Origin of the sequence: Mongoliitalea lutea, assembly GCF_014652135.1 — a bacterium.
GTDB lineage: Bacteria > Bacteroidota > Bacteroidia > Cytophagales > Cyclobacteriaceae > Mongoliitalea > Mongoliitalea lutea.
Map to the genome: position 1 here is coordinate 54,464 of NZ_BMYF01000008.1, position 21,645 is coordinate 76,108.

Annotated in this window: 22 protein-coding genes and 1 tRNA gene; 6 read left to right on the forward strand and 17 right to left on the reverse strand. The window is 41.1% G+C overall.

Annotated elements, in window-relative coordinates:
* Positions 1 to 12: 12 nt before the first annotated feature.
* The 3 genes from IE080_RS07855 to IE080_RS07865 all read left to right on the forward strand — a co-directional run bounded on the left by IE080_RS07855 (position 13) and on the right by IE080_RS07865 (position 1,904).
* Positions 13 to 459: a manganese catalase family protein gene (locus tag IE080_RS07855; RefSeq protein ID WP_189580319.1), complete on the forward strand. Its 447-nt coding sequence runs from the start codon at positions 13 to 15 to the stop codon at positions 457 to 459.
* 162 nt (positions 460 to 621) lie between these two features.
* The gene (locus IE080_RS07860; RefSeq protein ID WP_189580322.1) at positions 622 to 1,191 is read left to right on the forward strand and encodes a hypothetical protein; all 570 of its coding nucleotides are present in this window, start codon (positions 622 to 624) and stop codon (positions 1,189 to 1,191) included.
* A 68-nt stretch (positions 1,192 to 1,259) separates the two neighbouring features.
* Entirely contained in the window at positions 1,260 to 1,904 is a 645-nt protein-coding gene (locus IE080_RS07865; RefSeq protein ID WP_189580325.1) for a DUF4142 domain-containing protein, read from the forward strand.
* A gap of 186 nt (positions 1,905 to 2,090) precedes the next feature.
* On the opposite strand, the gene IE080_RS07870 is transcribed toward IE080_RS07865, so the two are convergent.
* From IE080_RS07870 to IE080_RS07910, 9 genes are all read right to left on the reverse strand, one after another.
* Positions 2,091 to 2,474: an Arm DNA-binding domain-containing protein gene (locus tag IE080_RS07870; protein WP_229800555.1), complete on the reverse strand. Its 384-nt coding sequence runs from the start codon at positions 2,472 to 2,474 to the stop codon at positions 2,091 to 2,093.
* Between the two features lie 533 nt (positions 2,475 to 3,007).
* Positions 3,008 to 3,095 (reverse strand) — tRNA-Ser (locus tag IE080_RS07875).
* A 74-nt stretch (positions 3,096 to 3,169) separates the two neighbouring features.
* On the reverse strand, positions 3,170 to 4,249 hold the full coding sequence (locus tag IE080_RS07880) for an asparaginase (protein WP_189580328.1): 1,080 nt from the start codon (positions 4,247 to 4,249) through the stop codon (positions 3,170 to 3,172).
* 4 nt (positions 4,250 to 4,253) lie between these two features.
* Complete coding sequence (locus IE080_RS07885; protein ID WP_189580330.1) at positions 4,254 to 5,027, reverse strand: TatD family hydrolase; 774 nt, start codon at positions 5,025 to 5,027, stop codon at positions 4,254 to 4,256.
* A gap of 61 nt (positions 5,028 to 5,088) precedes the next feature.
* Complete coding sequence (locus IE080_RS07890; protein WP_189580331.1) at positions 5,089 to 6,204, reverse strand: glycosyltransferase; 1,116 nt, start codon at positions 6,202 to 6,204, stop codon at positions 5,089 to 5,091.
* On the reverse strand, positions 6,201 to 6,821 hold the full coding sequence (locus IE080_RS07895; RefSeq protein ID WP_308428157.1) for a polysaccharide deacetylase family protein: 621 nt from the start codon (positions 6,819 to 6,821) through the stop codon (positions 6,201 to 6,203). The genes IE080_RS07890 and IE080_RS07895 overlap by 4 nt, the downstream gene beginning before the upstream one ends.
* A gap of 13 nt (positions 6,822 to 6,834) precedes the next feature.
* Positions 6,835 to 8,046: a PP2C family protein-serine/threonine phosphatase gene (locus IE080_RS07900; RefSeq protein ID WP_189580336.1), complete on the reverse strand. Its 1,212-nt coding sequence runs from the start codon at positions 8,044 to 8,046 to the stop codon at positions 6,835 to 6,837.
* Between the two features lie 11 nt (positions 8,047 to 8,057).
* Positions 8,058 to 8,309 carry a hypothetical protein gene (locus tag IE080_RS07905; protein WP_189580341.1) on the reverse strand — a complete coding sequence of 84 codons (252 nt, stop codon included), beginning with the start codon at positions 8,307 to 8,309 and terminating at the stop codon, positions 8,058 to 8,060.
* A 33-nt stretch (positions 8,310 to 8,342) separates the two neighbouring features.
* Complete coding sequence (locus tag IE080_RS07910; protein WP_189580343.1) at positions 8,343 to 9,449, reverse strand: glycosyltransferase; 1,107 nt, start codon at positions 9,447 to 9,449, stop codon at positions 8,343 to 8,345.
* Between the two features lie 21 nt (positions 9,450 to 9,470).
* On the opposite strand from IE080_RS07910, the gene ruvC reads away from it, so the two are divergent.
* Positions 9,471 to 10,046 carry a crossover junction endodeoxyribonuclease RuvC gene (ruvC, locus tag IE080_RS07915; protein WP_189580345.1) on the forward strand — a complete coding sequence of 192 codons (576 nt, stop codon included), beginning with the start codon at positions 9,471 to 9,473 and terminating at the stop codon, positions 10,044 to 10,046.
* On the opposite strand, the gene IE080_RS07920 is transcribed toward ruvC, so the two are convergent.
* On the reverse strand, positions 10,043 to 10,585 hold the full coding sequence (locus tag IE080_RS07920; protein WP_189580348.1) for a porin family protein: 543 nt from the start codon (positions 10,583 to 10,585) through the stop codon (positions 10,043 to 10,045). The genes ruvC and IE080_RS07920 overlap by 4 nt on opposite strands.
* A gap of 639 nt (positions 10,586 to 11,224) precedes the next feature.
* On the opposite strand from IE080_RS07920, the gene IE080_RS07925 reads away from it, so the two are divergent.
* Both IE080_RS07925 and IE080_RS07930 read left to right on the forward strand, forming a co-directional pair.
* Positions 11,225 to 12,529 carry a parallel beta-helix domain-containing protein gene (locus IE080_RS07925; protein ID WP_189580350.1) on the forward strand — a complete coding sequence of 435 codons (1,305 nt, stop codon included), beginning with the start codon at positions 11,225 to 11,227 and terminating at the stop codon, positions 12,527 to 12,529.
* Between the two features lies 1 nt (position 12,530).
* Positions 12,531 to 13,649, forward strand: coding sequence for an SO2930 family diheme c-type cytochrome (locus IE080_RS07930; protein ID WP_189580352.1), 1,119 nt, complete (start codon positions 12,531 to 12,533; stop codon positions 13,647 to 13,649).
* A 296-nt stretch (positions 13,650 to 13,945) separates the two neighbouring features.
* Here the strand turns inward: IE080_RS07930 and IE080_RS07935 are convergent, their stop codons facing one another.
* The 7 genes from IE080_RS07935 to IE080_RS07965 form a co-directional block, all read right to left on the reverse strand.
* On the reverse strand, positions 13,946 to 14,533 hold the full coding sequence (locus IE080_RS07935) for a porin family protein (protein ID WP_189580355.1): 588 nt from the start codon (positions 14,531 to 14,533) through the stop codon (positions 13,946 to 13,948).
* Between the two features lie 94 nt (positions 14,534 to 14,627).
* Positions 14,628 to 15,698 (reverse strand): alanine racemase, encoded by a 1,071-nt coding sequence (locus tag IE080_RS07940; protein ID WP_189580357.1) that lies wholly within the window; start codon positions 15,696 to 15,698, stop codon positions 14,628 to 14,630.
* A 208-nt stretch (positions 15,699 to 15,906) separates the two neighbouring features.
* Positions 15,907 to 16,347 (reverse strand): GNAT family N-acetyltransferase, encoded by a 441-nt coding sequence (locus IE080_RS07945; RefSeq protein WP_189580359.1) that lies wholly within the window; start codon positions 16,345 to 16,347, stop codon positions 15,907 to 15,909.
* A complete protein-coding gene (locus IE080_RS07950) occupies positions 16,334 to 17,782 on the reverse strand; it encodes a sodium:solute symporter family protein (RefSeq protein WP_189580360.1) in 1,449 nt (482 codons plus the stop codon). The genes IE080_RS07945 and IE080_RS07950 overlap by 14 nt, the downstream gene beginning before the upstream one ends.
* A gap of 236 nt (positions 17,783 to 18,018) precedes the next feature.
* Positions 18,019 to 18,771 (reverse strand): succinate dehydrogenase/fumarate reductase iron-sulfur subunit, encoded by a 753-nt coding sequence (locus IE080_RS07955; RefSeq protein WP_189580362.1) that lies wholly within the window; start codon positions 18,769 to 18,771, stop codon positions 18,019 to 18,021.
* 27 nt (positions 18,772 to 18,798) lie between these two features.
* Positions 18,799 to 20,733, reverse strand: a complete 1,935-nt coding sequence (locus tag IE080_RS07960; protein ID WP_189580365.1) for a fumarate reductase/succinate dehydrogenase flavoprotein subunit — start codon at positions 20,731 to 20,733, stop codon at positions 18,799 to 18,801.
* A 33-nt stretch (positions 20,734 to 20,766) separates the two neighbouring features.
* Positions 20,767 to 21,453 carry a succinate dehydrogenase cytochrome b subunit gene (locus tag IE080_RS07965; protein ID WP_189580368.1) on the reverse strand — a complete coding sequence of 229 codons (687 nt, stop codon included), beginning with the start codon at positions 21,451 to 21,453 and terminating at the stop codon, positions 20,767 to 20,769.
* Between the last annotated feature and the right edge of the window lie 192 nt (positions 21,454 to 21,645).

Below are 21,645 nucleotides of genomic sequence, written 5' to 3' on the forward strand. Positions count from 1 at the left end.
TTTCAAAACCTGATGAAGTTCACTGATGATGTTTATGTCAAAGAAACATTGCGTTTTTTAATGACCAGAGAAGTAGCTCATTATCAGATGTTTCAAGCTGCTTTAGATACTATTGAACCAAACTTTCCGCCTGGAATTTTAGCAAGTGATCCCAAATTCAGCAACAAGTATTTCAACATGTCCAAAGGGGAAGATTACAGAGGACCTTGGAATGAGGGGAAAAGCCCTTTGATGGGAGAAGAGTGGCACAGTGTAGAGGATCCAATTCAGCATGTCAGAGATTCCAATGGCTTGCTTGATGAAAAAGCAGTTAGTACAGACCGAACTGAAAAGTCCGTCCAATCTACTAATAAAGCACTAAGCATCAAAAGGAAAGAGAAAATAGACAAAGCCACAGCCCCTATCAATGGATTTCTGAGTTGGTCAGTCTATGAGGATAAAGAAAAGTCAAGAGATTAAGAAAGGTCAATTGTCTTATGATATTTTGATTTTAAAGAAAACAATAAAATAATCTAAACCAAATAACTACAACACAAATGGAAAATAAGAGAAACACTTTCCAACAATCAACCTCAGGTTCTAAGAGGTCCGGAAATGACAAAAAAACTAACTAATTGAAAAATGGAAAATTTACGAAAAAAGAATCAAGTTCTTGATAAAGATAAAGGGGCTTCTGAAAAAAGAATTTTAACAGGTATGTTCAGAGACCGGGAAAGCACAGAAAGGGCTTATAATACCCTTAACGAAAAAGGATATTCAAAAGAGGAAATCAATTTGATTATGTCTAAGGAAACCCGTAAAAAAGACTATAGTGATACATCAACGGAAGAGACTGAAATAGGTACTAAGGCAGCAGAACACGCTGGTAAGGGATCTGCCATAGGAGGTACAGTTGGAGCAATTGTCGGAGTAATAGCTGCCATTGGCACAAGTGTGGTGATTCCTGGACTGGGATTCATAATAGCCGGCCCATTAGCTGCTGGCTTTGTTGGAGCAGGAGCCGGTGGTATCGCTGGTGGCGTTATCGGTGCTTTGGTAGGCTCAGGAATCCCTGAAGCCAGAGCGAAATTATATGAATCAGGGGTCAAAGAAGGCAATGTCGTCATTACCGTAACACCAAAAAATGAAGAAGATGCCAAATACCTAGAAAATAACTGGAAAACTAACCAAGGTGAAGAAGTTCACTGGTAAAACTACCATATGCAAGGGGGATTTAAGCTACCCTTGCATGTATTATGAAAACTAAACCAATTTATATCATGAAAAATCTAATGAATTTTAAATCAGTCTTATTGTCTACTTTAGTAGTGGGGGGCGTATTCTTTACTGCAACTTCCTGCGCTGAAAATAAAGTAAATGATTCAAGGGATGTCGCTGAAAAAGAAAACAGGGCCAATCAAGCAACAGATTACAGATCAGGGAATAACACAACTGTAGAAAACAGACCTGTCCTGGTTATCAATAATGATGACGACGCCCAGTTTTTGATGGATGCGGCAGAAATGCAACATGAAAACATTAGTTTAAGCAAACTAGCCCAACAAAAAGGTAATTCTGAACATGTCAGAGCGCTAGGCAAGATGATGGTAGAAGAGAATTCTAAATCTCTTTCTGAGCTTAACTCATTGGCCCAGGCAAAATCAATTGCCATTCCAAGCTCAGCTACAGAAGACTCAAATGATTTCTATAAAAAACTTAATGAAAAAAATGGAGGCGATTTTAGTAAAACTTACAGCAAAAGAATGGTAGATCAACATAAAGACGCCATTGATTTATATGAAAAAGCAATAAAAGCTACAGAAGATTCTCAAATCAAAGCTTTTGCAACAAGTAAACTTGTAACTCTAAGAACTCAACTCAAAAAAGCTGAAGATTGTAGAGAAAAAAGCAATAATGAAAAGTAATAATTTGATGATTACTTACTACTGTCATGGGACTACTTTAAGATTTTCTCCATAACTGACCAAACTTTGCATCTTAGCGGGGTGGGGGGGATAAATCCCCCCACCTTGCTCTATATTAAACATATTGAGTTATACTATTACAAAATCCTTATCCGACAATAATAATTTTATGGTTTCAGAAAATCACTATGAAACATTTTTAGTTTCCATCTTTTGATTATGCTCAGCAAATATTTCCAAGATCATTCTATTCTGTTCAGATTTACCTTGAAGAACATTTTTGATGTTTTCGAGAGAAATCTCTTTATCGTTATCCAATAAATATTTTCTTACTTGATGAACTTTTAACTGCAATGTCTCCAAATAGGAATTTATCATACGGGCTTCCTCAGTTTTGCCTTTCACCCTATTGGCAGAGGCTAGCCATTTATCAGGATGACATTTGTATTTGGTTGACATTTCAAACCGTTGATAATCAACCGTTATTCTCATGTAAATAGATTTCAAACCATTTCTATCATTCTTGGAAGGTTTGAGATAATACAGCAGGGAAAATGTTTTTTCAATCATGTTTACTCACGTTAAAGGTTTAAGGTACGATTTGGTGAGTCTTTTGGCAAGATATTCAGCTATGGAACATGTTGATTTTCAGCTTCTTAAACCCCTCCTAGGTGAGTCTTTTTTCCATCTAAAAAGACTCACCTAGGACTCACCTCAATTTTGGGAAAAATTGAAGATTTTGGCTAAAAAAACAAAAAGACCTGCATTCGCGGAGTGCAGGTCTTTTTAGCTGATAATTTGTAAAATTTTGAAGAAAAACCGTTTAAAAACGATTTAAACGGGGTTTTTCACTTGTAGAATAACTTAAATAAGGACTTCAAAAACTTAATTTTGATGGCTTTTGAAGCCTTTGTTATTCTACCTGGCAGAGAGGAAGGGATTACTCGTACCCACTAGGCATGCCGCATCACCCCTCGTGAATCTCCCTTCGGTCGATTTCGAACCCATTGTATGTTAACCGAGGGTTCTCATCCCTTCCGATTTGGAACACTAAAACCATGGGCATAAAAAAAACCAACTCTATTTCTAAAGTTGGCTTACTGCAGAGAGGAAGGGATTCGAACCCTCGATACCCTTTAGGGGTATACACGCTTTCCAGGCGTGCTCCTTCAACCACTCGGACACCTCTCTCTGTGGTCGATTTCTCAATCGGAGTGCAAAGAAATGAATTAATCACAGCCTTTGCAACTATTGTACGAAAAAAATCAGTTTAAGCCCATCAAAGACATCTCACCTGCCAATGGGGTAATCAACTTTTGCTTGATCAATTGCTTATTTGTCTCATTCCCCAACAAAAACATCATCTTGGTAATCGCTGCCTCAGTCGTAATATCACCTCCACTCAGCACACCCATATCCAGCAAATCCTTGCTCGTCTGATACCTACCCTGTATCACGCGACCTCCATTACATTGAGACACATTCAAGATAATCAAGCCTTTGGCAATCGCTCGCTTGATAGCTCCGGTAAACCATGCATCGCTCGGACTATTTCCCGAACCATAGGTTTCCAAAACTACCCCCTTTAGACCATCCATGTCAAAACAAGCGTCCAATACTTTTTCGGTAATGCCAGGAAATAATTTGACAATCATCACATTGTTATCCATTTTATTGCTGTAGGAAAGCTTCTTTCCCTCATCAAATGGTTGAATAGCTGCAAAGTTGTAATCAATGATAATTCCCGCTTCTGCAAGGGCCGGATAGTTTTCAGACTCAAAGGCATCAAAATGCACACTTTGAACCTTTTTGCATCGATTACCTCTCAGCAGCATGTGATTGAAGAAAATACAAACCTCCGGTACTATCGGTCTGCCATTGGCTTTGGCTGTGGCAATTTCCAAAGCTGTCATGAGATTTTCCCGTGCATCCGAACGCATAGCCGAGATAGGCAATTGCGCTCCCGTAAATACCACCGGTTTGGTCAAACCACTGAGCATGTAACTCAACATGGACGCAGAATAAGCCATGGTATCTGTCCCATGCAAAATCACAAAACCATCATAGCTATCGTAATTCTCATAGATGATATATGCCATATCCACCCAATGCTGCATATTCACATTAGAAGAGTCAATGGGCTCAGGAAAAGAAATCACCGTAATGGCGATATTCATATGCGTTAGTGTCGGAATCTTATCCAAGATTTGGCCAAAGTTGAAGGGAACCAAAGCACCGGATGCATCATAAGACATACCTAAGGTGCCACCCGTATAAATAATCAATACTGATGAGGTAATCTCACTTTTGGCTACCGTATTGAGACGTACAATTTTATAATTCATGGGACTAGGAGATCGGGTGAAAAATATTCAGGGAATTTTTTGTAGTCACAGAAGCTACCTCCTCCAAGGGTTTCTCCAAAATATCTGCGACTACTTGGGCTATCAAGGGAATATACTCAGGGGTATTTCGCTTACCACGATGTGGAGTTGGTGCCAAATAGGGACCATCCGTCTCCAACACCAAATGTTCTAAACCAATTGCAGGTAAAATGGGCTGCAACCCTCCGTTTTTGAAAGTTGCTACGCCGCCGATACCCAAAAGGAATCCTAACTCAACAACTTTTTGTGCTTGCTCCAAGGTTCCGGAAAAGCAATGGAAGATTCCTTTCAAGGTTCCATCCTGCTCCTCTTGAATGATTTCCAATACTTCTTGCATACTTTCACGGCAATGCAACACAATGGGCCAATTTTTGGCTTTTGCCCATTGAATTTGAATGCGTAGCGCTTCTTTTTGTTGCTCGAAGAAGGTTTTGTCCCAATACAGATCAATTCCAGTCTCTCCAATAGCAGCAAAAGCTCGTTTGGAAATCCAGTCCTCCATGATGTACAGGTCCTTTTCAAAGTCCTTGCTCACATCGCAGGGATGCAGCCCCATCATAGGGACACAAACACCCGGATATCGGAGTTCGGCTTCAAGCATGGCATCAATCGATGGAATGTCAATATTGGGCATGTACAATTTCTCTACTCCTTGCTCCACAGCAGCCTGAATAACGGCATCGCGGTCCTCATCATACTTGGAAGAATAGATATGCACGTGGGAATCAATGTAAGCCACAGGTGTCAATAGGTTTAGTCGATGTAAGGTTAAAACACCATTCGAAGAAAGCTTGTTCGCCTTACGCGTATTTTCTGCCTTTCCAAACTGTTTTACCAGGCCAAAAATAATAAACTATTGTACACCAAGCGGTAAAGAAATAATAAAATTCAAACAGGCATAAATGCCGAATTTTTATTTTTTGACGTGTTTTCGAAGCAAAAAATAGGAGAAAAAGAGACTGCATTAGCAATTTGAACAGCCAAAGAAAAATTCCTTTCCAAAACGATAAAAAAACAAGCATTAGGATTGATGGAAAAAATAATACTTGAAGACCCAATAAAACCTTCCAAAAAAGCGGAAGTCCCATTGCACCGCGCATCCACCGCTTACGCTGCTCCAATAATCCAAGGTAGCTAGGAATCAGCTGGGTTTGAATTAGATTCCCCTCACTGACCAAGTGTATATGCTTTCCTCCTAACTTCTTGATGCGACGGGCCATCTCAAAGTCTTCTGTCAGGCTGTGATAAGTCTCTTGAAAGCCTCCACTCAATTGATAAAACTCCCTTCGGATCAACATATTATTACCCATTGAAGTGATATTCGTCCCCAAGTCGGACACTACCTTGACCATCCCAAGATTCAACCACCAATCAAGAGACTGCATCGCTGCAAATACATTGGTCTCTTCCACCTGAGTCACTCCGGTGACCATCGGCGCATCCGCAGAGATCGCAGCTCCTACCATGGATATCACCCAGCTTGCCGGCACTTCACAATCTGCATCTGTAAAAAGCAGAAACTCACCTTTTGCATGCTCACATAAGTGCTGCAAGGCCCAAGCTTTCCCATTCCCGGTAAAATCATCTGGTTTTTCCAAAGAAAAAAAACTGACATACGAGCGTGACTCAGCCCATTCTTGTAACAGCTCCCCTGTCCTATCTTCCGAACCATCATCTCCGAGCAAAAGTTGAAGGGAATCGGTAGGATAATCTAGTTTATCTAGAGATTGCAAAATCCTAGGAATTACTTTCTCTTCGTTGCGGAAAGGAATTACTATACTGACCAATGGCAATTTTGTCTCCTGTTTACTCGAAAGGGAGTCAAAGGACTTAAAATTCCACCTTAAGAAAACCAACAATAGCAAATCCTGAACTATCAGCCCAATCACAATCCCAACAACCACTCCCTCCATCATAAGCTAGCCGTAAAAAAACCCTGATCCTCTACCCAACTCAAATAATCTGGAAGAATTTTTCGGATCTTATCCCTTGTTTTTTCCTGATCATGAAAAAGCACGATGCTACCTCCCTGCGTGTACTGCTTGGCTTTAAGCAGACAAGTTGCTGCATCTTGCTGCATGTCATAATCCCCACTCAATACATCCCAAAGGACGATTTCATAAGTATCTTTCAAGGTACTGTACTGCAACCTGCTCATCAGTCCATAAGGTGGTCTAAATAAGTTAGGAGAAAAATTCAATTCATCTTCCAAACAATGTTGACAGCGCAGGGTATCTTTTAGATATGTCCAATGGGAGGTTTTGGTACCTTTCAGATGATGAAAAGTATGATTGCCAATGCTATGCCCCGCATCCAAAACCTCTTTGGCTAAGGAAGGGTGTTTGCGAACATTGTCTCCTACTACAAAAAAGGAGGCTTTCATGCCTCTGACTGCCAATTGCTCCAACACAAAATCAGTTACTCCAGGGACAGGCCCATCATCAAAAGTCAAGTAAACGGAGGCTGCACTCCGGTCCTTGTGCCAGGTAATATCCCGCAATAAATAAGGAATCCAATCAGGTATGTGATGCATGACCACCATACATTTAGGAAAATTGTATGCTCAGCAAAGTCACATCATCCCGCTGAGGGGCTCCTTGACTGAAAACTTTCAATTCCTCAAAAAACAAGGCATGAAACTCATCGGGATTGAGATGCAATCTTTTTTTCACAAACTGCATAAAGCGATGATCCCCGTATTCCTCTTCGGAAGGATCCATACTTTCGGTCAACCCATCTGTGTATAAGTGAATTGTAAATCCTTTCAAATGCTCACGGGTTCCCAACTCCATAAATGGCAACTCTTCAAAAGCCCCCAAGATCGTGGTTCCTGCCCCTAGTAATTCACTTCTATTTTCATTTCCCCAACAAAGCACCGGAGGATTATGACCTGCATTCACATAGGTCAGTTTTCTGTCCTTATAATTGTAGTAGCCTAAGAAAAAGGTAATAAATCGCTCTCCTTTGGTATTTTCAAATAGCGTATAATTCAACTGCTCCACAATCATCTTCAGATCGGAAGAACTTCGCAATAAGGTTCGCAGGGCAGCTTGGAAATTGGACATCAACAATGCTGCGGGCATACCTTTTCCCGAAACATCCGCGATACAGAAAAACACTTCATCCTTGGATTTTCTTACCAAATCGTAATAATCCCCTCCTACTGTGGAGTGCGGCACATAGGTTACTTTTGCATGCAAGGGCGCTGCTTTGGGCAATTGGGCCGGAAATAGCATGCGCTGCACATTGCTGGCAATTTCTACTTCCCGATTTAATCGCTCCTGCTCCAATTGCTTTTTCGCAAAGCGCTTATTTTCCAAGGCTACGACCAGAATATTGGACAGCGCTTGGGTAAAATCCAAATCCAACTCTAAAAGCGGATCTTTTTTTCGTAGGAACAAGACTGCCAACATATTATCCTTGTGGAATACCGGTAGATAATTTTCAAGTTCCGTAAAAGCATATCGCTGATCTACCTCTAAGTGAAGCGTACCTGCGTCTTTATCGTATGCTACCGATTGATGTGGGATAAATTCAGGAACAGTCCCCTTGAGCCCATGGGAAAGCTTCCGCTCATAGCCATCAGGCCCCTGAATGTATAAAAGGATAGACTTGATATTCAAATGTACCAAGCAGGTAAATTTGAATATATCCAGCAATACATGAGCAGGCTTGTTTTCATTGATCGCTTGCGTGATCTCCAACAGAGCCTTGAGCTCCAGTTCTTTCTTATGATATTTTTCTGTTTGCAGCGTCAATGTTTGGATCGTTAGATGGCGTTATGCTCCATTAAGCCTTTTTTGGTAGCTAGATAATACAAGGTATGTCCCTCACTTGGGAAGTCAATGGGACGAAAAACTTCATCATCCGGCCCAAACAAGCATTTGATAAATCCTTTTTGGCAAAGTGAAGCCAAGGTCTCTACTAATTGAGCATCTTCCCAGCCCAAGGTATCTTTCAGGTAATCATAATGTTGGACAAAATACAACTCGTCCAATAAGTCAAACTCCAGATCAGTCATGGATACTTACCTATTTATTTCGCTAAATTAATGCTATTGCGAGGATTTTCTTCCCTTCCATTCGATTTTTCGAAAAAAAGTCTGAAAACCAGTTGCTAATACATACGCAGGATGAATCAAAGATGTCCCAAGCCAAACGGACAAAGCATGAGTAATCCCGTAGCTTTTCAACACTTGACCGAGAACAAATCGTTCCCCAAGCAATTTAAACAAAAGCAACAAACAGGCCAATCCCCACAAATCAGGTCTTAAAAAAGGTAAAAAAAAGAGGCACAGAAAGAGTGCTTGGAGTGCGACAGGAATTAAGGAGGCCAATGCATGTATATTCCAACCATGCGCTTTCCATTTAGAGGCCCAACGAATCCGTTGCTGAAACAAAGCACTCCAAGTAGGCATTGGCTCCGTGTACACCAAGGCTTTCGGATTACCTTGATAATTCACCGCTTCTGCCCCATAGTACACCACAATTTTTTTCAACAAAAACTCATCGTCACCGGAGAGAATCTGTTCATTCCCTTGGAAGCCCTTCACAGTCTCAAAAGCAGCTTTTCTATAGAGCATATTTGCCGCACTGCACATCAGGGGTTGATGCAGGTTAATGGCTGCTTTTGTCATCAATGCAATACTTGCCCAATCCAGTTGTTGAAAACCTTGAAAAAACCCTCCCTTACGCTGACTCATGACAGGTCCCGCAACCATTTGTACATCAGGTCCCATCGCTGCAAGCATGGTCTGTATCCAATCTTCCGGAAAAATACAATCTGCATCGGTAGTCAAAATCAATACATACGAACTTTGACTTACTCCATAGCTTACAGCGGCCTTCTTCCCCTGACCAGAACTACTCAATATCCGTATAGAAACATGCGGAAATTTCTCTTTACACATCTGTGCGATTCCTTGACTATCGTCAGAAGAATGATCGTCAATGCAAAGCACTTCAAAAATTGGATAGTTAAGCTTAGCAATACTTGTCAGGCAACGCTCCAAATGAGCTGATTCATTTCTAAATGGGAGAATAATGCTTACTCCTTCCTGACCTTGAATGTCAGTCTCAGATGTACTTTTCTTACTCGCATAATAAAGTGTGAGTAAGAGTGCTTGATAAACTATCCCCAGTGAAATGTACAAGGTAAACATGAAATGGCTTAATTTGCAGGAATGAGTAATGTAATCAAAAAACCTGCATCAGAAAAAATTATTTTAGGAATCGACCCAGGGACTAATATCATGGGTTATGGTTTGATTTTGGTGGAAGGAAACAAATATAGCCTGCTTCAATTCGGTGTCATTCACCTGAAGAAATACACCACGCATGAGTTGAAGCTCAAGAAAATTTTTGAACGGATTACAGGCTTGATTGATGAGTTTCATCCAGATGCAGTTGCCTTAGAAGCGCCGTTTTATGGTGAAAACATACAGTCTATGCTCAAACTAGGAAGAGCACAGGGAGTGGCTATGGCCGCAGCCCTTGCAAGAGAAATCCCAATTGCAGAATATTCCCCCAAAAAAGTCAAGCAGTCTGTAACTGGCAATGGAAACTCCTCCAAAGAACAGGTGGCCGAGATGCTCAAAACCTTACTACACATCCAGGAAATCCCCAAATTATTGGATGCCACTGATGCATTAGCAGTGGCGATTTGCCATCATTTTCATGCAGGAAGGTTGCAGACCCGTGGAAGAACAGGCGGCTGGAAATCCTTTTTGGAGGATAACCCAGACCGCATTAAATCTTAAAAACGCTTACCTACAGACAGTTGGAGTGATCTGTTTTTAACTATAAAATCAAAATAGTTAATACTAATTAATCCATAATCATAAGCAATTTGCACATTAATTCCTTGAGGAAGGTCCATTCCTACACCAGCTAATGCAGATAAATCATAGCCTCTTAAAATCATGGTGGTTTTTGAAATAGTCCCATTTTCATTTCTCTTCCTTGAAGAAAGGATATGTGCCTGAGGACCAGCAAAAACATTAAACTGATCTAAAAATTTATACCTAGCGAGTACAGGAATACTTATGTAATTAAAAAAGTCTGAAACATTCGTGTTTTTTTGATCATTGTACCCTTTTTGATTAAAGTAAATTCCAGCTTCAAGGATAACATCTTCTTTCCAATCATAGGTATAATATCCTCCTAAATGAATCCCTACACGGTTAGCAAAAGCAAATTGATTGATATTGGAGACATTAGCCCCGGCACGCACCCCAAACTGAGCATTTGCCTGCATCCCTACTGTAGAAAGTATCAATAGGAGAAGTAGTTTTTTCATGGTTTCTATTCTTTTTAACGTTGGTGATTTTTATTCTATACAAAACGCCCCGAATATACTAGAATCCAAGAATGGTTTGTGAAAAATCATTCAAAAAACTTGAGTAGAGAGGATTGATTCTAGGTTAGGCTCAAGAATCAAGAGCCAAGAAACAATAATCAAGACAGTCGCAGAATACACGGAAAACGCAGAAAAATTCGTGTTGAAAAATTTGTACCTAAGGAGAGAAATTAAGAATTAACCAGTTAATTCCATCAATTGCCCTAGGTTTTAACCTGGGAAAACATGAGTATATCCTGATTCATATAGTTGGGTTTTAACCCACTACCATGGAAAGTCAGAAAACAAACCAAACAACCCACGATATATCAAAGATCCATTCGTGTAAATTCGTGTCATTCGTGGACACACACTAGGCGCCCATTGCGATCGTACTTAGCGCCCGTTGCGTGCCCTCCTTTAGATGTAGGTAAAAAGACAAATAAGTTTGCAGAACTGACTATCATCCCTAATTCTTCATTCCTAATTTCTCATGATTTAATTACTGTCAACTACTTACCAACCACTTCCCTCTTGACTTTTTGCAAAATTTTCTCTATCTATTCAGACCAATTAGCCAAACATAAACCCAAACAGCTCATGAAGATTTTCCTCCACTCCTTGAAAACACTATCCCCTCTCTTAATTCTCGTCTTACTTTTTGCATGCTCAGAGAATAGTACAGAGATGACTTTTGACTCCAGTAAACTAAGAAAAGCAAGCCAGGAAGAAGTGGACCGAGTAGTCGAGGCATTTATCATGGCTCAAGACGGAGAGGTAATAGAGATTCCCGCTGGATTTTACGCCATCAAAACCCAGCTAATCCTCGACAATAAATCCAACGTCACCATCAAAGGCGCGGGAATGGCCGAAACTGTTTTATCTTTCCGTGATTTGAGAACTGGAGGTGAGGGAGTAAAATTGGTTGGAAACAATATCCGCATCCAAGACCTGAGCATCGAAGACGCTCCCGGTGATGGAGTCAAAAGTCAGCACAGTGATGGGATTACTTTTTTTCGAATCAATGTAACTTGGACCAATGGAGATAAATCCAAAAATGGTACTTACGCTATCTATCCTGTACAATGTAAAAATGTCTTGATTGATGAATGTATCGCCTCCCATTCCAAGGACGCTGGCATCTATGTAGGCCAATCTGAAAATATCATCGTCAGAAATTCCTTGGCTTTTGGCAATGTGGCCGGAATAGAAATCGAAAACTCTGATAATGCCGAGGTGTATGGAAACACGGCACGAGACAATTCAGGCGGCATATTGGTATTTAATCTTCCTAGTTTACCAAAGCCGGATGGAATAGGAACCAAAATCTACGACAATGACATCATTACCAATAATCATGTCAATTTTGCTATGCCATTAGGCGAAGACCCCAACGGCAATACCGTCACCATGATACCACCTGGTTCGGGAATCGTCTTACTAGCAGCAAAAGATGTTGAAATCTACAACAATCGTATCCATCAAAACAAAACTGTTGGCATCGCCATTGCCAATTACCATGTCACTGGGTTCCCCATGGATGCGCCCAACTGGTCACCATTCACATCCAACGTATATATCCATGGCAATGATTATCAGCGCAGCCGAAAAATCCCTGATCTAAGCAAAGAGATGGGGCAATTGATATCGGTATACAATGCCCATGGCAAAGGAAAAAGCCAGGATATCGTGTATGATGGGTTTTGGGATAAATCTTTGAGTTCAAGCATAGAAGGAAACCCTATGAATATTTGCATCCAAGAAGCCGCTATGGACAAACTCCGTTTCACCCTATTTGACCTGTGGGAAGGGGAATCCAACATCAAATCCTCCAAGAACCCTGGTTTCTTCAATTGTTCTCTTAGCATCTCCACAGATGTATCTTCACTCAGTTTAGCCAATTGATATGCGTATTCGTTATTTCATCCCTTTCTTTTTTTCACTATTGCTGGTATTCGCTTGTTCCGCGCCAACGAAAGAGCAAGATAAAGTAATTGCTTTGCCGGAATTTGTGGATTTTCAAGCACCCGATAAAAATCCAGCAGAATTAACCTTAGACCTTTTCCCATTGGCAAATTTATCGGATTACGGTTTTTTCAAAGGAGTCATGCGAAGCTTGATTCCCAATGAAGGCGTATTGTTGTACGAACCTGCTTCTTCCTTATTCACAGACTACGCATTCAAATCCCGGTACATTTGGATGCCAGAGGGGACTGCTGCGAGTATTCAAGCCGATGAAGAAGGCACGATGGACTTTTCCGAAGGAACAGTCATTATCAAAAACTTTTTTTACCCCATGGATTTCCGTAAACCCGAAGAAGAGCGTAGGATCATAGAGACCCGCTTGATGGTAAAATCGAATGAACAGTGGGAGGCTTATCCCTATATTTGGTCAGACGATCAATCCGATGCACAGCTAAAAGTAATCGGAGGGGAAAAGCAGGTGAGTTGGATGGATGAAAAAGGCCAGCCACAGGTAATCAATTACATCATTCCTAACAAAAATCAATGCAAGAGCTGTCATAATATCCACGAACAATTGGTCCCAATTGGGCTAAAAGCCAAGCACTTGAATCATGCCATTACTTTTAAAGATGGCACGCACAATCAATTGGTCAAATGGGCTGATGCTGGCAAACTCAGCAACTATTCTGCTGTAGCAATTTACCCAACGATGATCAATTACCAGGACCAAAACCAATCGCTCGAATTAAGGGCCCGCGCCTATTTGGATATAAACTGTGCCCACTGCCATCGGGCAGAGGCACCTGCCAGTACATCGGGGCTATTTTTGACCTATGAAGAAACCGATCCCCTACGATTGGGGATACTCAAAACACCTGTAGCAGCAGGTTTCGGAGCAGGCAGCTTTACCTACGACATTGTCCCCGGCAAAGCGGATGAATCCATCCTTACCTACCGCATGGGTACCAATCAAGTCGGTGCCGCCATGCCCGAAATCGGCAGAGTTACCGTGCATCAAGAAGGCTTAGAACTGATCAAACAATGGATTAACGCGATGTGAAAATGTAGATGTGAATAAGGCGGATGGTTGGTTTATTTTAGATTTTAGAGGGTAGATTTTAGATTTCAGATTTATTCTGTGCCTATCTGCGAAATCTGTGGACTTTTTGATTTTAGATGGTAGATTTTAGATCTGCTCACCGTGAAAGGCTTAAGGATTTGTGTAATTCGTGACATTCGTGGACCACCAAAAACAGCGTCTCTGCGCCCCTGTCTGCCGACAGGCAGGTTTGCGTGAAACCAAAAAACCTCCCCCAGTTTCCTGAGAGAGGCCTTTTCAATAAAAACTTCTATCCATTAGAAAGTATAACCCACAGAGATCGTAAATCCGCGATTATACACATCTATATTGGAGTTTTTAAATACTGGCTGCATTCCATAATTGTAAGAACCCTGAACGTTCAAACCTTTAGCAGGATTGAAACCGATACCGACCACAGCACCAAAATCACTTTCACGCACGGCATCTGTGTCAAAGCCTACCGTAGACCCAAACAAATCTCCCTCAAATCGAGACGACTGCAAAAAGGATACCTGAGGACCTGCAAATAGATTAAAGGAATCACCCAAATACAATCGAGCTAACACAGGTACATCTACATACCCCAAGATCGCCCGTGAATTTGCAAAATCATTGTTTTGTGTACCTCTTACTGAATAAAACACCCCAGGTTCCACGGCTAAAAATGGTAATAATGGAACTGTTGCATACAAACCTGTACTGAAACCTGTTCGATTGGAATAATCATCATCCTGAATATCCCCACCACCAAATGTAGAAAAATTCACTCCACCTCGGATACCAATCCCTAATCTACTTTCATCCTGTGCCTGAACAACTACTGCTCCTAAAATAAATGCACATACTAACATTAATCTTTTCATAGTATAAATAATAGTTGGTTATGCGACAAATAAAGCCATAATTGTGCCAACATATCATTTAAACTACAATAAACTAGACAAAAACACAGTCTATTTACACAATCACCTTGTCTATGTAGCTGGAATTCAGGACTCCCAAGGCTCCCATATACTTCAAATCAAATTTGATCGTATCCCCTACGGCATAGCCCTTGGGGTTAGTTCCCAGGTTCAATACCAGCATATCCGAACTGGCCCCGATAATCTCCAACTCCCCATCCTCCGCAATCAAATATTTCGGATCTATATCCAATAATCCAATATCCAAAATAGCTCGACAAGAAGACTTCCCATACAAATTTTCATCGATTTCCAAGACTTCCCCTTGGGGGTTGGCAGCTAGCACACCGGTGGGCAAAAGTGGTTTCTCCTGCATTTCGATGATTTCGGCATAGAGTTCAAATACATCCCCATGCATCCCATCAATTACTTTTTCCTCAAATAAATCCACTCCAAAGTATAGCGTCTCCCCTACCCTAAAATGATTGATGCCTTTGGGCAATTGTTGATGCAGCATCAAGGGAATGGTGACCGAGGTACCCGCAGAAACCCAAGGTATTTTTTTATTGAATTTAAGCTCGATGATTTGCTTATATAGACTTAATTGAATCAATTTATCCGTAGATGGCATCACGCCGTTCAAACAATTCAAATTAGTCCCAAGGCCAATGATTTCAATATTGGGAAGATCAAAAACCTGAGCATAAAAATCCACCAAATGATCTCCCATCACCCCTTCCCGCAAATCTCCGGTCTCTACCATGATGATGATTTTATGGATTTTGCCCTGTTTTACGGCTTCCTCCGATATCCAGCGAATGGAATTCAATTCACTATTTAAACTTACATCTGCATACATCACCATTTTGGCAATGTTACGCTTAGAAACAGGCTTGATATAGACCGTTTGAACCTCTGGATTGATTTCTTTGATTTTGGCAAGGTTGCTGATCCTTGAGTCATGGATTTCACGCACACCCAATTGAATCAATTCCTTTAAAAATTTTCTATTCCCACAAAACAACTTCGAAACCACCCCCCAGGAGACATCATGCTTTTCAAACATCCCTTTCAAGAATTCAAAGTTCTCGGTTAGCTTTTGTCTATGTAAAGTCAGATAGGCCATTTTTTGTTTTCAGTAATTTATACGTTATAGCCTACTTTGTACCAAGTACCAAGTATTAAGTACCAAGTAGGGGTTCACACTAATTCATCCTTCCTCCCTCATCCTTCCTCCTTATATTCGTTCTTCCTCCTTACCTTCCTACCCTCCAACCCGGCCCCTCGCTAAAAAGCTATCAATATAGCTTTTCTTCACGCTCGGTCCTCCTTCATCATTTCACCAGTCTCATCTCCAAATACTTATTGGTAAAACCTAGCGATTCATACAATCCTTTTGCTGGATTGTCAGGTTCTACGTGGAGAGCGATATCTCCTTGGGCTAGGTCAATAGCTGTCTGCATCAATTTTTTACCCACACCTTTTCCTCTCTGAGAACTGTCTACAGCAATGTACACCAAAATATTTTCTGGGATATAACCGGACATGCCTGTTTTATTGACCACAACAGCTCCAACCACCTTTCCATGCTCGCGGGCCAACACTACAAATCCACCTTTATCCACTGCTTGGTCCAAAGCATAATCCAAACATTTCATGATATGCTCGTGCGGATCTCCGTATTTTTCCAGGTGAACAAATAGAAAATCAGCTACCTCTTTTTTTTGTAAATACGTAGCTTGATCCAGTGCAGATAAGGTTTCAATTTGAAGCATATTCTTTAATTTTATTTTGTTTATAATCTCTATTCAATACAGTTACAAGCAAATACATTGCTAAAGAGGCCAAAAGACCAAAAAAGTTTGGATCCAACCCCAAAAACAGCTCTCCATCCACCCAGCCCAGACCAAGGGTAACGACTCCTCCGGCCACCATTGACAGGATGGCAGCCCGTGGATTTCTATGCCTGGTAAATAATCCAAAGAGTATGGGCACCAATAATCCCGAGACCATAAAGGCATAACTATACAACATCAAGTCCAACACATTGGTCATCTGAAGCGCTAGGCCTACAGCTAATATACCCAAAATCAGGGTAATCAACTGACTGAATCGAATTTGCTGTTTCTCTCCTTTTAGATTTAGCCAACCTCCAAAAACGTCCGTACTCAGATTTCCGGAAGCAGCCATCAAACAAGAATCCGCTGTACTTAAGACCGCTGAAAAATACGCTGCCATCATTAAGCCCAAAATCCCAGGCGGTAAGACAGTCCTCAGTAGTATCGGTAATCCCATCTCGGGATCAATTACATCTAGGTCAATTGCTAACAATCCCTGTTCAAAGGCCACTTTAGATAGCAACCCGAGAGAGACTCCCATAAACGCCATGATGGGCCACTCAAAAAAACCTGCTATAAACCAGGCCTTTTTGGCGGAAGCTACATCTCTGCTTGCAAAAATTCGTTGGTATAAGGTCATTCCTATAAACCAAATCGGGATAATAGTAATCCCCCAATTGGCCAAATCCTGCCAGCGGAGATTACTGAGCGAAAAATAAGAAGCAGGCAAGGTTTGCTGTATACTTTCCCAGCCTCCTACATGGAAGTAGGCTACCGGAAGTCCGATTAAGATAAAGCCCAGCATTAAAATGATCCATTGAACGGTATCTGTATAAATCACCGCTTTCAACCCACCCAAAACTGTATAAACTACAGCAATTACTCCCATCATAATCAATGCTTCATACAAGCCAATAGAAGGGAAAGTCCCAGAGGCAAGCTTAGCACCTGCCAGCAATTGTGAAGAAGTAAATCCTAAATAACCCAAAAAAGAAATTACAGCTGCGATCAGTCCTACTCTTCGATCAAAAAGGTATTCAAAAATCTGTGGAAATGTGTGAAACTTTGCAAATGCTGGGTCGCTTTTGACACGAGGAATTAAAATTACGGCTGCCAACCAAGCACCAAGGAGTCCTGTAAACAACATCCAACTACCCGAAAGCCCCATCACAAAACCAAGTCCACCTAATCCCACGGAGAAGCCTCCACCTACATCGGTAGCTACCACGGACAATCCAATATGCCAGCTCCCAATATTCCTTCCTCCTACGTAGTAATCGTCCTGATTTTTATTTTGGCGCATGAAGTAATACCCTACGCCCAACATCAGCACCATGTACCCGACAAATATGCCGAGGTCAATGTAATGCATGTTTTCTCAATTAAAATTAAACAAATTTTCTATTTCATAGAATTTTTCAAATTTACAAAAATAAAATTTGGTTTAAAAGCTTGAAACCGTAAAATAAAACCTTTTCGATAAACTCTTGCCCCTAATTACCTCTAGAAAGGCTTATGAATTTAATGCAGTTAAAAATGATATGTTGATAAAAACACAAAAGCCAGCAATAATGCTGGCTTTTGGAATATAAATTGATTGCTAAATTGTTACACCAACTCTGTATTACTAACCACAGCTGAGAAATACTCCCTGTTCATACGGGCAATATTGGTAATAGAAATGCCTTTTGGACACTGCGCTTCACAGGCACCGGTATTGGTACATGCACCAAAGCCTTCTTCATCCATTTGGGCAACCATTTTCTCCGCTCTGCGCTTACGCTCTACTTGTCCCTGAGGCAATAAAGCCAGTTGGGAAACTTTCGCAGAAGTAAACAACATCGCCGAAGCATTTTTACAAGCAGCTACGCAAGCACCGCAACCAATACACTGCGCTGCATCCATCGCTAAGTCTGCAATGGTCTTAGGAATTGGAATCTCATTGGCATCAGGCACTCCACCCGTGTTGACGGATACATAACCACCTGCCTGTATGATTCTATCGAAAGCAGAACGGTCTACTACCAAGTCCTTCATAACCGGGAAGGCCTTTGCTCTCCATGGCTCAATCGTGATGGTCTCTCCATCATTGAAGGAACGCATATGCAATTGGCAAGTAGTAGTCTGCAATGGTCCGTGTGGATTTCCGTTGATGTACAAGGAACACATCCCACAAATACCTTCTCTACAATCATGATCAAAGTGAACAGGATCTTCACCTTTTTCAGTCAACTGCTCATTCAATACATCCAACATCTCCAAGAAAGACATGTCCTTAGAAATATCAGATACTTTATATTCTTTGAATCCCCCCTTGTCGGAATTATTCTTTTGTCTCCAGATTTTTAATGTTAAATTCATGGCTCTTACGAGTTTAAATACAATTGATTACTTGTAACTTCTTTGGGTCAACTTCACATTTTCAAATACAAGAGGCTCTTTATGTAATTCTTCCTCTTGTCCCTCTCCCATGTACTTCCATGCCGCCACATAAGCGAAGTTTTCATCATCCCTCAAGGCTTCCCCATCAGGTGTCTGGTATTCTTCTCTAAAGTGACCTCCACAGGACTCGTTTCTGTTCAAGGCATCATCCACCATCAACTCTCCCAATTCAATGAAATCAGCTACTCTATGGGCTTTTTCCAAAGACTGATTTAGTTCTTCATTTGCTCCCAATACGTTGACATTGGTCCAGAACTCTGCTTTCAGATCTTTGATCATTTGCTTCGCCTTTTTCAAGCCTTCTTCTGTTCGGGCCATACCACAGTAATTCCACATGATTTTACCCAAACGTTTGTGGAAGTGATCAACCGTTTTCTCACCTTTGATGGTCAAAAGCTTCTGAATACGATCTTGTACTTCTTTTTCAGCCTTCTTGAATTCAGGATGATCTGTAGGGATTTTATCGTAAGGCGTTTGTGCCAAGTAATCACCAATTGTGTAAGGAATCACAAAGTAACCATCGGCCAACCCTTGCATCAAAGCAGAAGCTCCCAAACGGTTAGCGCCGTGATCAGAGAAGTTGGCTTCACCCAAGGCATACAAGCCAGGCACCGTCGTCATCAAATTGTAATCTACCCAAAGTCCACCCATGGTATAGTGAACAGCTGGATAAATCATCATGGGTACTTCGTAAGGATCTTCTCCGGTAATTTGCTTGTACATATCAAACAAGTTGCCATATTTTCCTTCGATAGTTTTTCTTCCATCACGCTTGATCGCATCACGGAAATCCAAGAATACTGCCTCACCCGTTTCATTCACCCCTCTACCTTCATCACATACATACTTCGCATTACGGGAAGCAACGTCACGAGGAACCAAGTTACCAAACGAAGGATACTTTCTTTCCAAGAAGTAATCTCTTTCGTTTTCAGGAATATCGTTTGCTTTGATTTGACCTTTTCTGAGCTTTTCAGCCATTGTTACCGTAGCAGGTACCCATACACGACCATCATTTCTCAAGGATTCAGACATCAAGGTCAATTTGGACTGATGATCTCCGGAAACAGGAATACAGGTTGGGTGAATTTGCGTGAAGCAAGGATTGGCCATGTAGGCTCCTTTTTTATGTGCTCTCCAAGCAGCAGTCACATTAGAACCCATCGCATTGGTAGAAAGGAAGAATACGTTTCCATAACCACCCGTACACAACAATACTGCATGTGCACTGTGGGATTCTACAGCTCCAGTAATTAGATTTCTGGTGATGATACCACGAGCTTTTCCATCCACAGTCACCACATCCATCATTTCAGTACGTGGATACAATTTCACCTTTCCATTGGCGACTTGTCTTGAAAGTGCAGAATACGCACCCAACAACAATTGCTGTCCGGTTTGACCTCTTGCATAGAATGTACGGGATACCTGAGCACCACCAAATGAACGGTTGGCCAATAAACCTCCATACTCTCTCGCAAATGGCACCCCTTGTGCCACACATTGGTCAATGATGCTTACAGAGACTTCCGCCAACCGATAAACGTTGCCTTCTCTGGCTCTGTAGTCACCACCCTTTACTGTATCGTAGAATAGACGATAAACTGAATCGCCATCATTTTGATAGTTTTTAGCCGCATTGATTCCACCCTGAGCAGCGATAGAGTGTGCTCTTCTCGGGCTGTCTTGGAAACAGAATGCTTTGACATTGTAACCTAATTCTGCAAGGGAAGCCGCTGCAGAAGCACCTGCAAGACCCGTTCCCACTACAATCACATCATACTTCCTCTTGTTGGCCGGATTGACCAACTTCACGTTGAACTTATGTTTGGTCCATTTTTCTGCAACAGGACCAGCAGGTATTTTAGAATCCAGTATCATTTTACTATGATTTAATTGCTAATCTTCTATTTATTATGATAAGCTTTGAATATACATCACGATGGGTATCAAAGCGAATAAGGCAGGAATTAGAATGGAAAACCCTGCACCAACTTTTTGAATCAAAGGTGAATACTTCACGTGATTCAATCCTAATGTCTGAAATGCACTCGCAAATCCATGGGATAAGTGGAAAGCCAAAAAGCCCATAGAGACCACATAGATCAATACGTACCAAATATTGGCATATGCTGCTGCTACAATAGCATAGATATCACTGAATGATTCTCCATCAATCATAGTTGTAGGAAGCGTACCAAACTTTGCTTCATACCAGAAGCCTTTCAAATGCACTACCAAGAAAATCAAGATTACTGTACCAAGAATCCCCATGTTTCTGGAAGCCCAAGTACTGCTCTTACCCTCATTGCTCATGGCGTAAGCCACAGGTCTTGACTTCTTATTGTGCTGCGTCAATACAATGGAATAAATCACGTGCAACAAGATAAACGCGAAGTTTCCGATGGACACCACTTTGATGAATGGATTATTGGCCATCGTGTGTGCATAGACATTAAACGAATCTCCACCGTCTGGTAGAAGCAACTGCAAGTTGCCCGCTAAATGCACTACCAAGAACAAAATGAGAAACAAACCGGTCAAGGCCATCAATAATTTTCGGCCTAGTGTGCTACTTAAGGTTTTAGATACCCAACTCATATGTATTTTCTTAAACGTTCGATTGATTTAGTTTAAAACTTTGATGCCAAATTTACGCTTGCAAAAATTAGCAAACAAAGCTTATTCAATCGGTTGAACTTATTTTAAAAGGTTCTAAATAAGTGTTTATACAACTAAATTTTCGATTAATTTTATGTCTTTCTAACCACCTGTTCAATTTTATTGTTTGAT

Excerpts from the sequence above, each read along its gene's own strand:
- IE080_RS07855 (WP_189580319.1), top strand. The coding sequence starts at position 13 with ATGAAGTTCACTGATGATGTTTATGTCAAAGAAACATTGCGTTTTTTA.
- IE080_RS07860 (WP_189580322.1), top strand. The coding sequence starts at position 622 with ATGGAAAATTTACGAAAAAAGAATCAAGTTCTTGATAAAGATAAAGGG.
- IE080_RS07865 (WP_189580325.1), top strand. The coding sequence starts at position 1,260 with ATGAAAAATCTAATGAATTTTAAATCAGTCTTATTGTCTACTTTAGTA.
- IE080_RS07870 (WP_229800555.1), bottom strand. The coding sequence starts at position 2,474 with ATGATTGAAAAAACATTTTCCCTGCTGTATTATCTCAAACCTTCCAAG.
- IE080_RS07880 (WP_189580328.1), bottom strand. The coding sequence starts at position 4,249 with ATGAATTATAAAATTGTACGTCTCAATACGGTAGCCAAAAGTGAGATT.
- IE080_RS07890 (WP_189580331.1), bottom strand. The coding sequence starts at position 6,204 with ATGATGGAGGGAGTGGTTGTTGGGATTGTGATTGGGCTGATAGTTCAG.
- IE080_RS07895 (WP_308428157.1), bottom strand. The coding sequence starts at position 6,821 with ATGCATCACATACCTGATTGGATTCCTTATTTATTGCGGGATATTACC.
- IE080_RS07905 (WP_189580341.1), bottom strand. The coding sequence starts at position 8,309 with ATGACTGATCTGGAGTTTGACTTATTGGACGAGTTGTATTTTGTCCAA.
- IE080_RS07910 (WP_189580343.1), bottom strand. The coding sequence starts at position 9,449 with ATGTTTACCTTGTACATTTCACTGGGGATAGTTTATCAAGCACTCTTA.
- ruvC (WP_189580345.1), top strand. The coding sequence starts at position 9,471 with ATGAGTAATGTAATCAAAAAACCTGCATCAGAAAAAATTATTTTAGGA.
- IE080_RS07920 (WP_189580348.1), bottom strand. The coding sequence starts at position 10,585 with ATGAAAAAACTACTTCTCCTATTGATACTTTCTACAGTAGGGATGCAG.
- IE080_RS07925 (WP_189580350.1), top strand. The coding sequence starts at position 11,225 with ATGAAGATTTTCCTCCACTCCTTGAAAACACTATCCCCTCTCTTAATT.
- IE080_RS07930 (WP_189580352.1), top strand. The coding sequence starts at position 12,531 with ATGCGTATTCGTTATTTCATCCCTTTCTTTTTTTCACTATTGCTGGTA.
- IE080_RS07935 (WP_189580355.1), bottom strand. The coding sequence starts at position 14,533 with ATGAAAAGATTAATGTTAGTATGTGCATTTATTTTAGGAGCAGTAGTT.
- IE080_RS07940 (WP_189580357.1), bottom strand. The coding sequence starts at position 15,698 with ATGGCCTATCTGACTTTACATAGACAAAAGCTAACCGAGAACTTTGAA.
- IE080_RS07945 (WP_189580359.1), bottom strand. The coding sequence starts at position 16,347 with ATGCTTCAAATTGAAACCTTATCTGCACTGGATCAAGCTACGTATTTA.
- IE080_RS07950 (WP_189580360.1), bottom strand. The coding sequence starts at position 17,782 with ATGCATTACATTGACCTCGGCATATTTGTCGGGTACATGGTGCTGATG.
- IE080_RS07955 (WP_189580362.1), bottom strand. The coding sequence starts at position 18,771 with ATGAATTTAACATTAAAAATCTGGAGACAAAAGAATAATTCCGACAAG.
- IE080_RS07960 (WP_189580365.1), bottom strand. The coding sequence starts at position 20,733 with ATGATACTGGATTCTAAAATACCTGCTGGTCCTGTTGCAGAAAAATGG.
- IE080_RS07965 (WP_189580368.1), bottom strand. The coding sequence starts at position 21,453 with ATGAGTTGGGTATCTAAAACCTTAAGTAGCACACTAGGCCGAAAATTA.